The organism is Paenibacillus sp. NN59, assembly GCF_057597225.1.
Genome location: NZ_CP199678.1, coordinates 3338899 through 3352380, shown reverse-complemented (window position 1 = coordinate 3352380; position 13482 = coordinate 3338899). Strand labels below are relative to the sequence as shown.

Sequence of the window (13482 nt, the reverse complement as noted above, 5' to 3'; positions counted from 1 at the left end):
ATTGCTCACGCTTACAACGCTATAGGTGCCGCGATACATTCATAATTTAACATACATATCCGCAACCCTAAAGCACATTTAGACTGCTTGTATGTAACTATTAGTTGCAGTATGATGATCCTAACCTTGTTGGTATATGTCATCCGTTAATCAAAGTCACAGAGAGGAAACACAGGAGGTCAGTATGCTGAATAACTATAAATACTTTTTGGTTCTATCCGAGGAGTTAAACATTTCCAATGCAGCTAAACGGCTATACATTTCCCATCAGTCCCTAAGCAAATATCTGAAAAGCCTGGAAGAAAAACACGGGGTTGCGTTTTTTGAACGAAAACCCAAAATTGCTCTGACACCTGCAGGGAGAATTATGCAAAACACGCTTCGCCAAATTGAATTGCTGGATCAAAATATGGAGAACCAACTCACCGATCTGAAAGAGGATAAGTCAGGCACTATTCATTTTGGCATTACCGAAGGGCGTTATCCGATTATCGTACCGAAGCTATTAAAAGAATTTCGCACTTTACACCCTAAGGTTCAGCTTGAAATTCATCGTACAACTTCCCCGCAAATGCAGGAGATGGTGTTAAACAATTCACTGGATCTCTTTCTCTCGGGTGTAGATAATATCGTGACACAAAATGTAAAGTATGAAACGATTCTGCATGAACAAATGTACATGGTGATTTCAGACAATCTGCTTAAGCTTTATTTCCCGGATCAGTATCCCGAGTGTATCGAAACCTTTAATCAAGGTGCGGATCTGAGTCTGTTTCAACATGTTCCATTTGTGCTTAACAAGAAAAACTTCAATTCTCGTATTTTACTCGATAAACATCTAGCTGAACGTAATATTTCCTTATATTGCATTAACGAATTAACTCAACCAGACATTCATCACCTTCTATGTGCGGAGGATTATGCTGCCAGTTTTTCGTTAACGATGTACCTTTCAGGAATACAGGCGTTGAATGAGTCCGGGCATACCAACTCTCCGCTTCATGTATTTCCGATCGCTGATTTTGCCCATCTCCACCCACTCGCATTGATTTATCACAGAAACAAAATCTTTCCTTCATACGTTGAGGATCTGAAAAGAATAATCAAGCATTATTGCAACCCTTCAGTGCATCAAATCGAGTAGCGGATGAAGCGATATTGCCCTTCAAGCCATCTTGTGCATACAAAAGTTGAGTGATTGCAGTTAACTTGTGCTGGAGTTCATCAGCGTGCCAACTATATATTTTTGTTATGTAAACTTCTCATACATTCGTGGATGGAAGTCAAAATAACGAGGTGAATTGTTGTGAAAACGATGATTGTTGAACTGGCCGATTATGTAACTCGCCTTCAATATGAGGATCTCTCCGAGAGGGCGATTGAGGTCGGTAAACAAGTGATACTGGACTCTTACGGTAATATGATATTTGGTCGATACTCGGAAGCAAGTGAACGCATCCTGAAATATGCGACTCTTGCAGACTCGGTTATTAAAAATGAAGAATTGGTTTCACTACTTGGTGAACGGAATGTTCGCACGAGTACAGACCATGCAGTCTTTATCCATACGATGATGGCGCGCTGTGCAGATCTTGATGATGGGTATCGTCATGCGATGGGTCATCCCGGTTCTGTGCTGGTTCCACTTCTACTAAGTATGGCCCAATTACACCGAAACGATGGGAAACAGATGATTACAGCTATTGTTTCAGCATATGACGTATATGCGAGGTTAGGTGAAGCTATTAATCCATTTATGTATCGGGAAAGAGGTTTTGATGCTACCGGGGTGTGCGGAGCTGTTGCAGCTGCGGCTTTGGTATGCAAATTAACCAATGCGGATACCAAGCAGACCAAAGATGCCATGGGGATTGCATCTCTTTTCACAGGAGGTTTGATTGAATACCAGAATGATGGAACATCGGGGAAAATTTTGTGCAGTGGCTGGGCCGCATTGACCGGATTAAGAGCCGTGAGACTGGCATCCTGTGGATTTACGGGGCCTGATGCAGCATTAGAAGGAAGATATGGATTTTTTCAGGCCTTCAAAGGTACAAGCGGGCATTGTGATACAAGTGATGTATTAAATGGGCTGGGAATCGATTTTAAAGTAACGAGTATTTATTTTAAACGCCATGCCTGTCAGCGCGGTTTACACGCTACACTTGACGCCATGCTGGAACTTCGTGAAGATTATCATTTAACGCCTTCGGAGATTAAGTCTGTTGAGGTGAAAACATCTTCCTTTGTATACCGACTAACGAATCCAAAACCCAAGACAGCCATCGGAGCACAGGCCAGCACGCAATTCACTTCAGCCGTGGCTCTTAAATATGGCCGTATGGATTCGGAGGAATTAATATTCGATAGCTTCACTGATCCGGAAGTACATGAACTGGTTGAAAAAATTACGGTAACCCTGGATGATGACGTACAGCAATATCTGGCTGAACATCCGACCCACTTTTGCGCTGCTCATGTTGTTATAACAACTTATGATTCTCATGTGCATGAACGTTGGATGCCCGTACCTTTAGGAGATATTGAAACACCATTTGGCTGGAACATGCTTGAACAGAAATTTAATCGCTTGCTTGCGGGCACACCTTTTGATCACACCCACAAAGAACGATTTGAGATGATTCAATATATGGAGAACCTGGTCGATGTCGATAAGCTGCTTTGTTTATAAACGATTTGATTAACGAATACTTGAATAGGATCTTAACCCGAACAAAATAGTACAAGAAAAGGGGCTGTCCCATAAGTCATAATTATGGCTGGGACAGCCCCTGCTCTATTCAAGTTATAGTCCATTGTTCGCAATCAAATTTTGGTACCAGAAGAAACTTTCCTTCCGTCTTCGCTCCAGGGTGCCGTTTCCGTCATTATCTTGGTCGACATGGATTAAACCGTAGCGTTTTTCCATTTCGGAAGAGGAATAGCTGATCAGATCGATGATTCCCCAGACGGTATACCCCATGATTTCAACACCATCCAGCAGAGCCTCATGCATTTGTTCGATATGGGAACGCAGGTATTCAATGCGATAAGGATCGCTGATTGTACCGTTTTCTTCAATCGTATCGTAAGCACCAATGCCATTCTCTACGATAAACAGAGGTACCTGATAACGGCTGTACAGATTGTTAAGCGCGAGTCTCAACCCAATCGGATCGATCTGCCATCCCCAATCACTGACAGGAAGGTAAGGGTTCTTCACGCCGCCCATCGTATTGCCACTAACCGTTTCCAGGCCTTCGCTATCTGCACTTGCAACAAAGGAGTTATAGTAACTGAATGATATGAAGTCAGCCGTAAACTTTTTTAGCAACTCACTGTCGCCTTCAGTTTTTTCAATAATGATTCCCTGCTCTCTAAAATATCTCTCGATGTAACCTGGGTAAGCGCCACGCACCTGCACATCGGTAAAAAACAGATTAAATTGATTGTTCTTGTGTGCTGCCAGTACATCCAGCGGATTACATGTGTGAGGATAGTGCAACAGGCTTGTCAGCATGCATCCAATTTGAGCATCAGGAATAATCTCATGACATAGCTTAACCGCATACGCACTTGCAATAAATTGATGATGCAACGATTGGTAGACCGCCTGCTCAACATTCTCGAAACGATCCGGAACAATGCCACCGTTGGTAAACGGATGACGAACTATACCATCAATTTCATTAAAAGTGATCCAATATTTTACTTTATCTTTATAACGGTTGAATACTGTTGTGCTGAAGCTTACAAAGAAATCAACAACCTCTCTGGATGTCCATCCACCGTAATGATCGACCAGATACATCGGCATCTCATAGTGAGACAAGGTAACCAGAGGTTCGATGCCATTTTTAATCATCTCATCAAAAAGGCGATCGTAGAACAGCAAACCTTCCTCGTTTGCATTTGTTTCATTTCCATTTGGGAAAATTCGAGTCCACGCAATGGACGTACGTAATGTTTTGATGCCCATCTCACCCATTAAAGCAAGATCCTCTGGATAACGATGATAGAAATCGATTCCTCTGCGTTTTGGATAATTCACGGTAGATTGATCCTGAAGCGCTCTCGCGAGTTGCTCCGAGCTCACAGCATTTTGTTTTTTATAGTCACCTTTACTTATGTTTTTCTTATTCATAGCCGTATCAGCGGTAGAGATGCCTTTCCCTGCTGCATTCCAGGCTCCCTCAGCCTGATTCGCTGCAATTGCTCCGCCCCATAAAAATCCTTCGGGAAATGTTCTGATGGTCGTCATATCATAATCCTCCTGTTAATGCGCTCTGTCCATCACACGGCTAATGTGAATGATGAGATACAATCTCTCTTCGTTGGACATAAATCGTTCAAATTTCGCGCCAATATAATTATTGATCTTGGAAACACAATTGCTTTCCTCTGGATATTTACTCGAAATTCGTTCTAGCAATTCATCATCCTTGGATTCGAGCATGGTATTCTCCAATAATCGCTGAACAAAAAACTGCAGATGAGTCAAAAAGCGTGAATAATTAATGCTTGATGTATCCAGCTCGATTCCATAATGAATGCGAATAATGTTAAGAATATCTTTAACGGTAGTAGTCATCATCATGACCTGACTCATGTTCTGTTCCGTTTGCTGAGCGTTGACCAGATGGAAGGCGATGTTAGCTGCTTCCTCTTCCGGCAGATCCAATCCAAGCTTATCTTTAATAAACTTTAAAGCCTGCTTCCCAATTAGGAATTCTTGCGGGTAAAACTTCTGCACTTCCCATAACATTCGATTTTGTATCGTAATATTCGATTTGAATCGCTTGGCAGCCATATGGAGGTGGTCTGTTAACGAAAAATAGAGATTTTCACTCAGATCACGCGATAATACTTGTTTCGCATAGGATATGATTTCGTCTGCCAAAATTAAATACTCTTCCGGCGTCTCTCTCATCAGTGCAGTCATATCCGAGGACATTCCTTCATTCTCAACGATATATACTTTTTCAATTTCATTTTCGTTAATCATGTCCCCGGGCCTGCTTCTGAACCCGATTCCTTTGCCCATGGCAATAACCTCTTTATTGTCATTACGCTTGGCCAAAACAATACTTGTATTGAGAACCTTAACTACTCTCATATCCATGCTCCTCTATGTTCAGGGTGAATTTCACCCCATAATATTACAAAATGGTTATAAGTGGTGTCTCAGGTCCTATTTTTTCAGATTGCTCATGTCCAAGGATTTCAAGATAGTCACCACTGTTTGTTACAATGATCGGTGTTGTTGTATCAAAGCCTGCTTTTATAATGGCTTCCATATCGAAATCAATCAGAAGTTGACCGTGTTTCACGATATCTCCCTCCTGAACAACAACATTGAAATGCTGTCCTTTTAATTTAACGGTATCAATGCCGACGTGAATCAGAAGTTCAATGCCTTCTACTGATTTCAAACCGATCGAGTGTTTGGTGCGAAACACGGTTTGCACAGTGCCATCAAATGGAGCTACGACTTGACCTTTGGAAGGTTTAATCGCCATACCTTTCCCCATCGCTTCTTGGGAGAACGCTTCATCGTTCACTGCTTTTAACGGAATTGCCTCGCCCTCAAGCGGGGAGAAAACAACCAAACGCGATTGCAATTTCTCTTTCTTCGGAGCTGGTGAAGTTGTTTCTACTTGAGCGACTTCTCTTGATGAAGCTTGTGCATGATCTTCTGCTCCTGGATCATTAAAACCGATGAAATAAACGGCAATTGGAGTAACAACGATAGAAATAGCCGCTGTAATCAGCGCGTAGGTGAAGTTATTTTCAGCCCCGATAAACATAGGTAACGATGCAAGACCCGGCCCTACTGCTGCATAAGCCTTCAAGTTAACAATACCAGCGAACAGTCCCGCTGAGCCCGCTCCAATCATACAAGCTACCAATGTTCGTTTCAGACGTAAATGTACCCCGTACAAAGCTGGTTCGGTAATACCGAACAATCCGGATATACCTGCTGGCAATGCAACCTGCTTCAATTTCTTGTCTTTTGCCAAGAACCAGACCGCCAGTGCTCCAGCGCCTTGTGCCATGTTAGAAGATAGCATCGCACTATGGATCAATGTTTCATAGCCTGGTGAAACCATGGCTGCGAAAATAACGGGATAAAACACTTTGTGCATGCCGAACATCACGATAAACGGAAGGAATACGGCCAAAATCACAACCGTTAACCAACCGATTTTACCTTGAATCCAGAATAAACCGTCAGACAAACCTACACCCAAATAGTTACCGATGGGTCCCAAAACAGTGAGAGCCAGTGGTGCCATGACAAGTATGACAATTAAAGGTTTCAGGAAGATTTTCACTGGACCAGGGGATACCTTATCCGCAAATTTCTCAACATACGACATGAGCCATACGGTCAGAATGATGGGTAAAACGCTGGACGCATAACTGATATTAGGTACAGGAACACCAGCGATTTCCACGGGTACTTCTCCGCCAAGTAATGTGATCATTTTAGGATGCAGTAAAACCCCCGCCAGTGTAGCTGCAATATATGGATTGGTTTTGAATTTCTGTGCACTTGAGTATGCGAGCAATACAGGCAGGAAGTAAAAAGCTGCATCAGCGATATTAAGCAATAAGGCGTAAATCTGACTTTCTTTAGATAGAATACCGAGCGATGTGCACAATAAAAGCAAAGCTTTAAACATACCCGCCGCTGCGATTGCTGGAATGATCGGCTGGAAAATACCCGTAATCAATCCGGCAAAACTTTCAAACAAACCTTTAAAACTCATATCTCTTTTCTTGTTTGGCTCCGGTTTTTCATCTGTGTTTATCGTGATCATTTGTTTAAGTTCATTATATACATAGCTTACATCATTACCGATAATAACTTGATATTGCCCTCCGCTATATACTGCGCCCATAACTCCGTCCATGGATTTAATTTCTTCGGTCTTTGCTTGATTTGGATCTTTCAGATTCATTCTTAATCGGGTAGAGCAATGGAGAAAATCATTGATATTTTCTTGTCCGCCTACTTTGTCAAGGATAGCCTTAGCGGTTTCTTTATAATTCATGTAAACACCTCACCCTGAAATTGTGCATAAAAAAAGGCCTAAATTGGGCGGGTATAATAAATATACAAACCACCCAATTTAGGCCTTGCCTGCCGAACAGTAACACGCCAAATTGAATCATATATGATGTTGTTTAAAGCAAATATAAACGTTTACATCGATAATGTAGCATGGATTTCGACAAAAAGCAACACTTTATACACAAAGAATCTTATTACATTTATGAATTACCTTAAGATGTAATGGGCATCTTAACCAGATGATAGATGTACGCGACGGGGGTTGTAAACAATGCAACACATCAATGATTGGTTGAAACAGATCGCACACAATTACTTCTTGGTTGTTATCGCAGCTGTGCTCTTTTTTGCGATCAAAGCTGTGATTGGCTGGTATACGTACAGGCACTATGATCAAAAATTAAAAGCACTTACGGATAAAGTGAATCTTCTCCTTGAACAGAAAAAATCGGATTAATTGGCGAGAGTTCGTTTAGATATCACAGTTTAATTTGGAGGGAAAAGATATGCTGGGCAATTGGATCGTTGGTATGGTCATCCCCCTTCTGATAGGTGCTTGGATTTTACGGCGGAACTATAGACTCGTATTGATTTATTTTCCGCTTGGTGTGGCCGTATCTACTTGTATCAATAGTGTTGGGTTTAATTATTTCTGGAATATATTACCCCACACTCGCAATGAGGCATATGCCGCCCTTCCGATGGATCTTGGTATATATCCAATCACAGGCTGCATCATGATGTATATGATTTTGGTCAAACACACCAGACCTTGGCCGAGTATCTTTGTAACTGCTCTCTTGTTAACATTGATCGAGTGGACTGCAAAGTTGATGGGTCATGTTGAGTATTTTAACGGATGGAATATTTTCTGGACATACTGGTCCTATTTCCTGCCTTTTGTGCTTGCCTATGGTTACAGTAAGTTGATAAAAATCATGATTAGAGACGATATCGTTAAGCGGATCGAACGTTAAAGGCCTCTGGTACAGGCATAGCATGAAGCACAGCAAAAGAGAGCGGGTTACGTTTCTGGGCATATGTGCATATCTTAACTCATCATTGGTATGGAGGGATTGGCATGTACACAACGTATCCTTATTTTTATCGAAAACCATTTACTCCCGTATGGGCAACATCAACAGCTGAAGCACTCGGGCTCATTCAATCGGCGGTTCAAGGCGAACGAAATGATGAAATGTTCTATGACGCTCTCATTCGTATGGCTCCTGATACGTACCAAGCCGCGATTATTACAAGCATTCGCGATGATGAGCGCGGTCACAATCAGATGTTCAGAGAGATGTACAAAGACCTCACAGGTCATGAGATCACAGGTGTAAGCAGTGAATCTCCGGAAAACGTTACATCGTATCTGGGTGGTTTACAAAAGGCATTTCAGGGCGAGCTTGCCGCGGTGGAGAAGTACAGAAGAATATGGTTTGGTCTCCCCTACGGTATTTACAAAGACACGGTATGGGGCATTATCCTCGACGAACAAAAACATGCGGATAAGTATAACAATCTGATTATGTACAATATGCCTAAATGATTGCTAGATAAGATCATTCGGATTGACGCGGGCATGTTAAAAAAGTGAACGAACCTTAAATACTTAACAACATCAAAAAACCAGTAAACATCATCGTTTACTGGTTTTTGCTTTTTCAAGGCCCTTTTTCATTTTTTATTTTTTTTATAAATATTACATGTATTCTTTGACCGCTTCCTGCTCTGGCTCCGGCTCGACGTGAACGTGTACCGTATACACATCATGCTCTTCCAGCAGCTCATTCTCCACATCGGTACAAATATCATGTGCTTGTTGCAGATCCAAATCTCCTCGAACCGTGATGACCACGTCAACTACGGCGTTGCTGCCGTAATTACGTGCTCGTACATCTTTAACCGTCTCTACACCATCAATTCCGGCAATGGTCTCCCGGTATTCTTGAATCAACTCTACATCAAATCCATCGGTAAGATGGTGCGTAGCTTCTCTGAAAATATCCCAGGCCGTTTTGCAGATCAGCAAACCGACGATAATCGCCGTTACAGGGTCAAGCCAAGGAAGGCCGAACTGAGAACCTACGATCCCGACGACGGCACCGATACTCACCCAAGCATCGGAGATGTTATCCCGTGCGGCAGCCATAACAGCCTGACTTTTGATACGTGTGGCCAGTCTTTTATTGTATCGATAGACCAAAACCATAATAATTGCACAGAAAATGCCTGTATACGCAGCAATTAGATCAGGAGATTCGTGCTTGCCCTCGAATACGGAACCAAAGGCTTCGAATAATACTTGCAATCCCACAGCCATCATGATGAATGAGGCCACAAGAGACGCCACTGTTTCTGCCCGCCAGTGCCCATATGTATGATCTTTATCGGCCGGACGCTGGGCGAACCTTAAACCAATCAGTACGGCGATGGACGCGACAATATCCGTTGCGTTATTCAAGCCGTCTGCTTTGAGTGCTTCAGAGCCAGCAATTGTGCCAATCACCAGCTTTATTGCGGTCAAACATATATAAGCGATGATACTGATGATCGCCCCACGTTCCCCGAGTTTTAAGTTATCGTATCTTACTTGATCCACATTTCGTTCCTCCTGCAATATTCAACTGTCGTAACACTTGTATGATGGTATCATTGAACATTTGTGTGGGTCTAGAGAAACGTTTTAAGTGTAAGCAAACATAGTCTGAGTGCCGCAAGAGTTTAATGGGAATCCAAAAAAGTTGCGTAAGGAAAACTTGTACTCAACCTGAATCTTTATGTATAAATCTGGAGATATGTAACGTCAAAAACATTACATACATTAAATACGCTATAATCTCTTATCAACTCATAACGACATAAAAACCTGCCCAACTCTTGGGCAGGTTCGAAAAGTAAATCTTATGATACGGCTCTATAAATCAAAGAAGTAAATCAATTACACTTTTAGTCCAGCAGGCTGAAGATATGAATGCTCTCGACCTTGGCATCCTTAATATGGAATGACATGACATCTACATAGTTCGATGGCTCGTAACGGAAGTCGTCTTCCTCGTCAGGTGCCCCATCTCCTACCAGCTTTCCTTCAGGATAAGCTTTTTTAAGTGTGTCTAGGCTATCCCCTGCTTTAATGTTTCGAACTGTTGTATACTTGGGATCGGTAATTTTGATATCAAAGATCGAGTCTTGTTTTCCTTCAGGTACACTGATCGTTTTAATCTCCATACCAGGATACGTGTATACTTTTTCCGTAAATCCGATTAAATTATCCATATTGGTTCCATCCCCAGCAGTGTACGTATGGGATTTGAAATTGTCTGGTTTGCCCAGCATCTGTTCCATCTGCTCTTCATTCGCTGTATCCGAAATCGCAATGGTGTGCTCATTATGAACAAAAGCAAGCTCCTTCAGCACCACATTGCCTTCTTTCTTCACTGAGCCTTCCTTCACTGCCTCAGAGCCCTGTCCTTCAGTACCTTCGGAATCCGGTTTTTTTGAATCGGATGTTCCTTCACCTTTACTTTGTCCATTCGACGTATTTTGCTCAGCAGAATTCTGTCCGGTTGTTGGTGACTTCGCATCAGTGGACTGACAGCCCGTCAGAGCTACCGTTAGTAAAGCACTTAGCAGGATAAAGCTGGCAGATTTCTTTGTTAATTTCATCATAATCCCTCCATAAATGTGTGATTTGTTCTTATGAAGTCATTATAAAAAAAGCATTTGTTAGTCTTATAACAGAAATGTATCAGTCTTGTAACGGTATTTATTTGGGCTTCGTTTTAGAAATGTGTTTAGGCACGAGGTAACACAATCGTAATTATCGTACCTTGTCCTAACTCACTTTCGATGTCGATATATCCATTAAAACGCTCGACGATCTCTTTGCAAATGGACAAACCGAGACCTGAACCATTCGCTGTGCTTGCATTTTTCGCCCGGTAAAAGCGCTCCTGTACTCGCTCTAGTTCATCACCCGCGATGCCTATGCCTTGGTCACTTATCTTTACAACGACCTCGCTTGACGTATGTTCCATCTCCACATTAATTTGCGAATGACTGCCTGAATATTTGATAGCGTTATCCAACAGGTTGGCGATTGCATGGGACATGAGCATTGGATTGACGCTCGCATAGACTTTTGTCAGACCTTCATCCATCGGGTCTTCCTCTACTTGTTTAACTGTGATCCTGATCTCTTTATCCTTAGCTTTGGCTTCCATATTTCTGGCGACTTGCTGGATCAGTGCGTTCATTTCCGTCTTTTCGACCTCCAGCTCGCTTGAACCTGCCTTGTCAAATCGGGATAACAACAACAGTTCATTAATCAAACGGGTGAGCCGATCCGATTCCTGCAACAGATGAGCATAGATTTTTTGTAACTCTTCGTTCTCATTCTCTCCTTCGTACAAGTATTGAGAGAAACCACGTATGGCTGCCAGAGGTGTTTTTAATTCGTGAGATACGTTCGAGACAAATTGTTTCTGGTATTGAATGTAATTATGAAGCTGCTGTCCCATGGAGTCTAGTCCATCCGCGAGCATCCCCAGCTCATCCTTGCGGTTCAGATGAACTCGCTTAAATTCCTGTCTGGAGAAACTTTGCGCGGCACCAAGAAGCACCTTAATCGGTTTGGTTGTATTTCGTGCAATCCACAGACTGGCTAACGTAATCAGCACAATGAATCCGCCCGCGCCTGCAAACAGCACATAACGGATTTGATCCATGATTGCATAAAAGTACGAAATGTCCTCTACGAACTCGTACACATAAGCATTTTCGTAAAATTGATTCTGAATGGGAGTCGCAAAATAAAGCAGATGATCATCAGTTACAGTATAGGCATAGCTACCGCTCAGAGCTTTTTCAATATTTTTCTCGAAAATATGTGGTTTGCCATCATTAATGATGATGCCATCTACAGCCAAGCCCAGTAGCTGCTTGGAGCTGTCATAGATACGCACTTCTTTGCCTGAAGCCTTCAGCTTCTCCAGTGCAAGTCTGACGATTTCCTTCGTCTGCGGCTCCCCTGATGATGATCGATGCTGTGCCAGCACTTCACGGAAGGACAGCTCGGAGAGATCTGCCTTCTCCATCATCTGTTTTTCAATAGTAATGAAGCTGTAGTAATCAATGGCTTTATTAACGGCAAAGATGATGATGCCAAAGGACAATACAGAGAAAAATAAATAGTTCAGCAGTAACCGGGTTGCGTACTTCAGGCCTCGCCACCTCCAAGTTGATAACCGAATCCATAGATCGTTCGGACATATTTCGGTTCGTCCGCGTTATCCTCCAGTTTCTTCCTTAGTCGCATGATGGTCATATCCACACTACGACTATCTCCCATAAAATCATATCCCCATCCGATCTGTAAGAGCTCATCCCGAGTATAGATTTTGTCAGGCCTTTTAAGTAAAGTTTCCAGAATTTTAAACTCTTTGGCCGTCAAAGAGACGGGAACATCGTTTTTCAGCACTCTTCGGCTTTCCATATCAAAAGTCAGCTCTTCATGGATGATACGTGTCGACGGCACTTCCGCCCCTTCACTTGTCTCCACCTTGCTCTCGTTTCTTCTCAAAACTACCTTGATGCGAGCAAGTAATTCGCGGTTGTCAAACGGTTTGGTCATGTAATCTTCCGCGCCAAGTTCTAATCCAAGCACCTTATCTATAATCTCATTTTTGGCAGAGAGCATAATAACAGGAACAGCACGTTTCCCGGTAATCTCCTTGCACAAGTCATATCCCGAGCAATCGGGCAGCATCAAATCAAGCACTACCAGGTCTGGTTGAAAAGAGTCCAGCAATTGCAGCCCGGTTTTGCCATCTTCTGCGGTTTTTACATCATAGTTCTCTCTTCTGAGCACCAGCTCAATTAAATCTCGAATGGCGACTTCATCGTCAATGACAAGTATTTTATTCAATGGACTGTACACCCCTTCTATCCTTGTTCCCCAGCTTGAATCATAAGTACCCTCATCTTAGCACAGAGCATTTGCAGTACTCCACCAATATAAGATGAGGTATATTCCACTGAACCCAACATAACTTGTAATAAACCCGAAGAAAGGAGAACAAACCATGGATCTGCTCTGGGTACTTATTGTTGGTGGACTTATTGGCTGGTTAAGTGGCAACTTGATTGGGCGGGACGTACCGGGCGGTGTAATTGGGAACATTGTTGCGGGTTTTATCGGTTCCTGGTTAGGAACCGAATTGCTTGGACCAAGGGGACCGGTGATTGGCGGGTTTCATATCATTCCGGCGATCGTTGGCTCAATCATTGCCCTGCTCCTCTTTTTTGCTCTGGCACGCGGCGGAGCCTTCCGTAGACGTTAACCAAGAAGTGGAAATCACTCCCGTTGTTCAATAGAAAATCATAAAAAGACCGACAAAATT

13 protein-coding genes are annotated in these 13482 nt (G+C 42.6%); 6 read left to right on the top strand and 7 right to left on the bottom strand.

Going from position 1 to position 13482, the window contains the following annotated elements; translation table 11 throughout:
• Positions 1 to 184: 184 nt before the first annotated feature.
• Together ACT89M_RS14795 and ACT89M_RS14790 are read left to right on the top strand one after the other, a co-directional pair.
• Entirely contained in the window at positions 185 to 1144 is a 960-nt protein-coding gene (locus tag ACT89M_RS14795) for a LysR family transcriptional regulator (protein ID WP_186809659.1), read from the top strand.
• A 171-nt stretch (positions 1145 to 1315) separates the two neighbouring features.
• Complete coding sequence (locus ACT89M_RS14790; RefSeq protein ID WP_487345314.1) at positions 1316 to 2692, top strand: MmgE/PrpD family protein; 1377 nt, start codon at positions 1316 to 1318, stop codon at positions 2690 to 2692.
• A 114-nt stretch (positions 2693 to 2806) separates the two neighbouring features.
• On the opposite strand, the gene ACT89M_RS14785 is transcribed toward ACT89M_RS14790, so the two are convergent.
• Genes ACT89M_RS14785 through ACT89M_RS14775 form a run of 3 tightly spaced genes read right to left on the bottom strand, consistent with a single transcriptional unit; the run spans position 2807 to position 7058 of the window.
• On the bottom strand, positions 2807 to 4261 hold the full coding sequence (locus tag ACT89M_RS14785; protein WP_487344718.1) for a glycoside hydrolase family 1 protein: 1455 nt from the start codon (positions 4259 to 4261) through the stop codon (positions 2807 to 2809).
• 15 nt (positions 4262 to 4276) lie between these two features.
• Complete coding sequence (gene licT, locus ACT89M_RS14780; RefSeq protein WP_308721797.1) at positions 4277 to 5116, bottom strand: BglG family transcription antiterminator LicT; 840 nt, start codon at positions 5114 to 5116, stop codon at positions 4277 to 4279.
• Positions 5117 to 5159: 43 nt separating this feature from the next.
• Positions 5160 to 7058, bottom strand: a complete 1899-nt coding sequence (locus ACT89M_RS14775) for a beta-glucoside-specific PTS transporter subunit IIABC (protein ID WP_308721798.1) — start codon at positions 7056 to 7058, stop codon at positions 5160 to 5162.
• Positions 7059 to 7349: 291 nt separating this feature from the next.
• On the opposite strand from ACT89M_RS14775, the gene ACT89M_RS14770 reads away from it, so the two are divergent.
• The 3 genes from ACT89M_RS14770 to ACT89M_RS14760 all read left to right on the top strand — a co-directional run bounded on the left by ACT89M_RS14770 (position 7350) and on the right by ACT89M_RS14760 (position 8630).
• Positions 7350 to 7535 carry a hypothetical protein gene (locus ACT89M_RS14770; RefSeq protein ID WP_154888945.1) on the top strand — a complete coding sequence of 62 codons (186 nt, stop codon included), beginning with the start codon at positions 7350 to 7352 and terminating at the stop codon, positions 7533 to 7535.
• 49 nt (positions 7536 to 7584) lie between these two features.
• On the top strand, positions 7585 to 8055 hold the full coding sequence (locus ACT89M_RS14765) for a hypothetical protein (protein WP_154888947.1): 471 nt from the start codon (positions 7585 to 7587) through the stop codon (positions 8053 to 8055).
• Between the two features lie 104 nt (positions 8056 to 8159).
• Positions 8160 to 8630, top strand: a complete 471-nt coding sequence (locus tag ACT89M_RS14760; RefSeq protein WP_154888949.1) for a ferritin family protein — start codon at positions 8160 to 8162, stop codon at positions 8628 to 8630.
• A gap of 153 nt (positions 8631 to 8783) precedes the next feature.
• Here the strand turns inward: ACT89M_RS14760 and ACT89M_RS14755 are convergent, their stop codons facing one another.
• The 4 genes from ACT89M_RS14755 to ACT89M_RS14740 form a co-directional block, all read right to left on the bottom strand.
• Positions 8784 to 9683 (bottom strand): cation diffusion facilitator family transporter, encoded by a 900-nt coding sequence (locus ACT89M_RS14755; RefSeq protein ID WP_154888951.1) that lies wholly within the window; start codon positions 9681 to 9683, stop codon positions 8784 to 8786.
• A gap of 347 nt (positions 9684 to 10030) precedes the next feature.
• The gene (locus ACT89M_RS14750; protein WP_251503749.1) at positions 10031 to 10750 is read right to left on the bottom strand and encodes a hypothetical protein; all 720 of its coding nucleotides are present in this window, start codon (positions 10748 to 10750) and stop codon (positions 10031 to 10033) included.
• A 125-nt stretch (positions 10751 to 10875) separates the two neighbouring features.
• Positions 10876 to 12255 (bottom strand): sensor histidine kinase, encoded by a 1380-nt coding sequence (locus ACT89M_RS14745; protein ID WP_487344717.1) that lies wholly within the window; start codon positions 12253 to 12255, stop codon positions 10876 to 10878.
• Positions 12256 to 12299: 44 nt separating this feature from the next.
• A complete protein-coding gene (locus tag ACT89M_RS14740; protein WP_154888955.1) occupies positions 12300 to 13007 on the bottom strand; it encodes a response regulator transcription factor in 708 nt (235 codons plus the stop codon).
• A 157-nt stretch (positions 13008 to 13164) separates the two neighbouring features.
• Between ACT89M_RS14740 and ACT89M_RS14735 the strand changes: the two genes are divergently transcribed.
• Positions 13165 to 13422, top strand: a complete 258-nt coding sequence (locus ACT89M_RS14735; RefSeq protein WP_090916093.1) for a GlsB/YeaQ/YmgE family stress response membrane protein — start codon at positions 13165 to 13167, stop codon at positions 13420 to 13422.
• The last annotated feature ends 60 nt before the right edge of the window (positions 13423 to 13482 follow it).

Bases quoted from the DNA above. Each gene is read 5' to 3' on its own strand.
- ACT89M_RS14795 (WP_186809659.1), top strand. From the start codon at position 185: ATGCTGAATAACTATAAATACTTTTTGGTTCTATCCGAGGAGTTAAAC.
- ACT89M_RS14790 (WP_487345314.1), top strand. From the start codon at position 1,316: ATGATTGTTGAACTGGCCGATTATGTAACTCGCCTTCAATATGAGGAT.
- ACT89M_RS14785 (WP_487344718.1), bottom strand. From the start codon at position 4,261: ATGACGACCATCAGAACATTTCCCGAAGGATTTTTATGGGGCGGAGCA.
- licT (WP_308721797.1), bottom strand. From the start codon at position 5,116: ATGAGAGTAGTTAAGGTTCTCAATACAAGTATTGTTTTGGCCAAGCGT.
- ACT89M_RS14775 (WP_308721798.1), bottom strand. From the start codon at position 7,058: ATGAATTATAAAGAAACCGCTAAGGCTATCCTTGACAAAGTAGGCGGA.
- ACT89M_RS14770 (WP_154888945.1), top strand. From the start codon at position 7,350: ATGCAACACATCAATGATTGGTTGAAACAGATCGCACACAATTACTTC.
- ACT89M_RS14765 (WP_154888947.1), top strand. From the start codon at position 7,585: ATGCTGGGCAATTGGATCGTTGGTATGGTCATCCCCCTTCTGATAGGT.
- ACT89M_RS14760 (WP_154888949.1), top strand. From the start codon at position 8,160: ATGTACACAACGTATCCTTATTTTTATCGAAAACCATTTACTCCCGTA.
- ACT89M_RS14750 (WP_251503749.1), bottom strand. From the start codon at position 10,750: ATGATGAAATTAACAAAGAAATCTGCCAGCTTTATCCTGCTAAGTGCT.
- ACT89M_RS14735 (WP_090916093.1), top strand. From the start codon at position 13,165: ATGGATCTGCTCTGGGTACTTATTGTTGGTGGACTTATTGGCTGGTTA.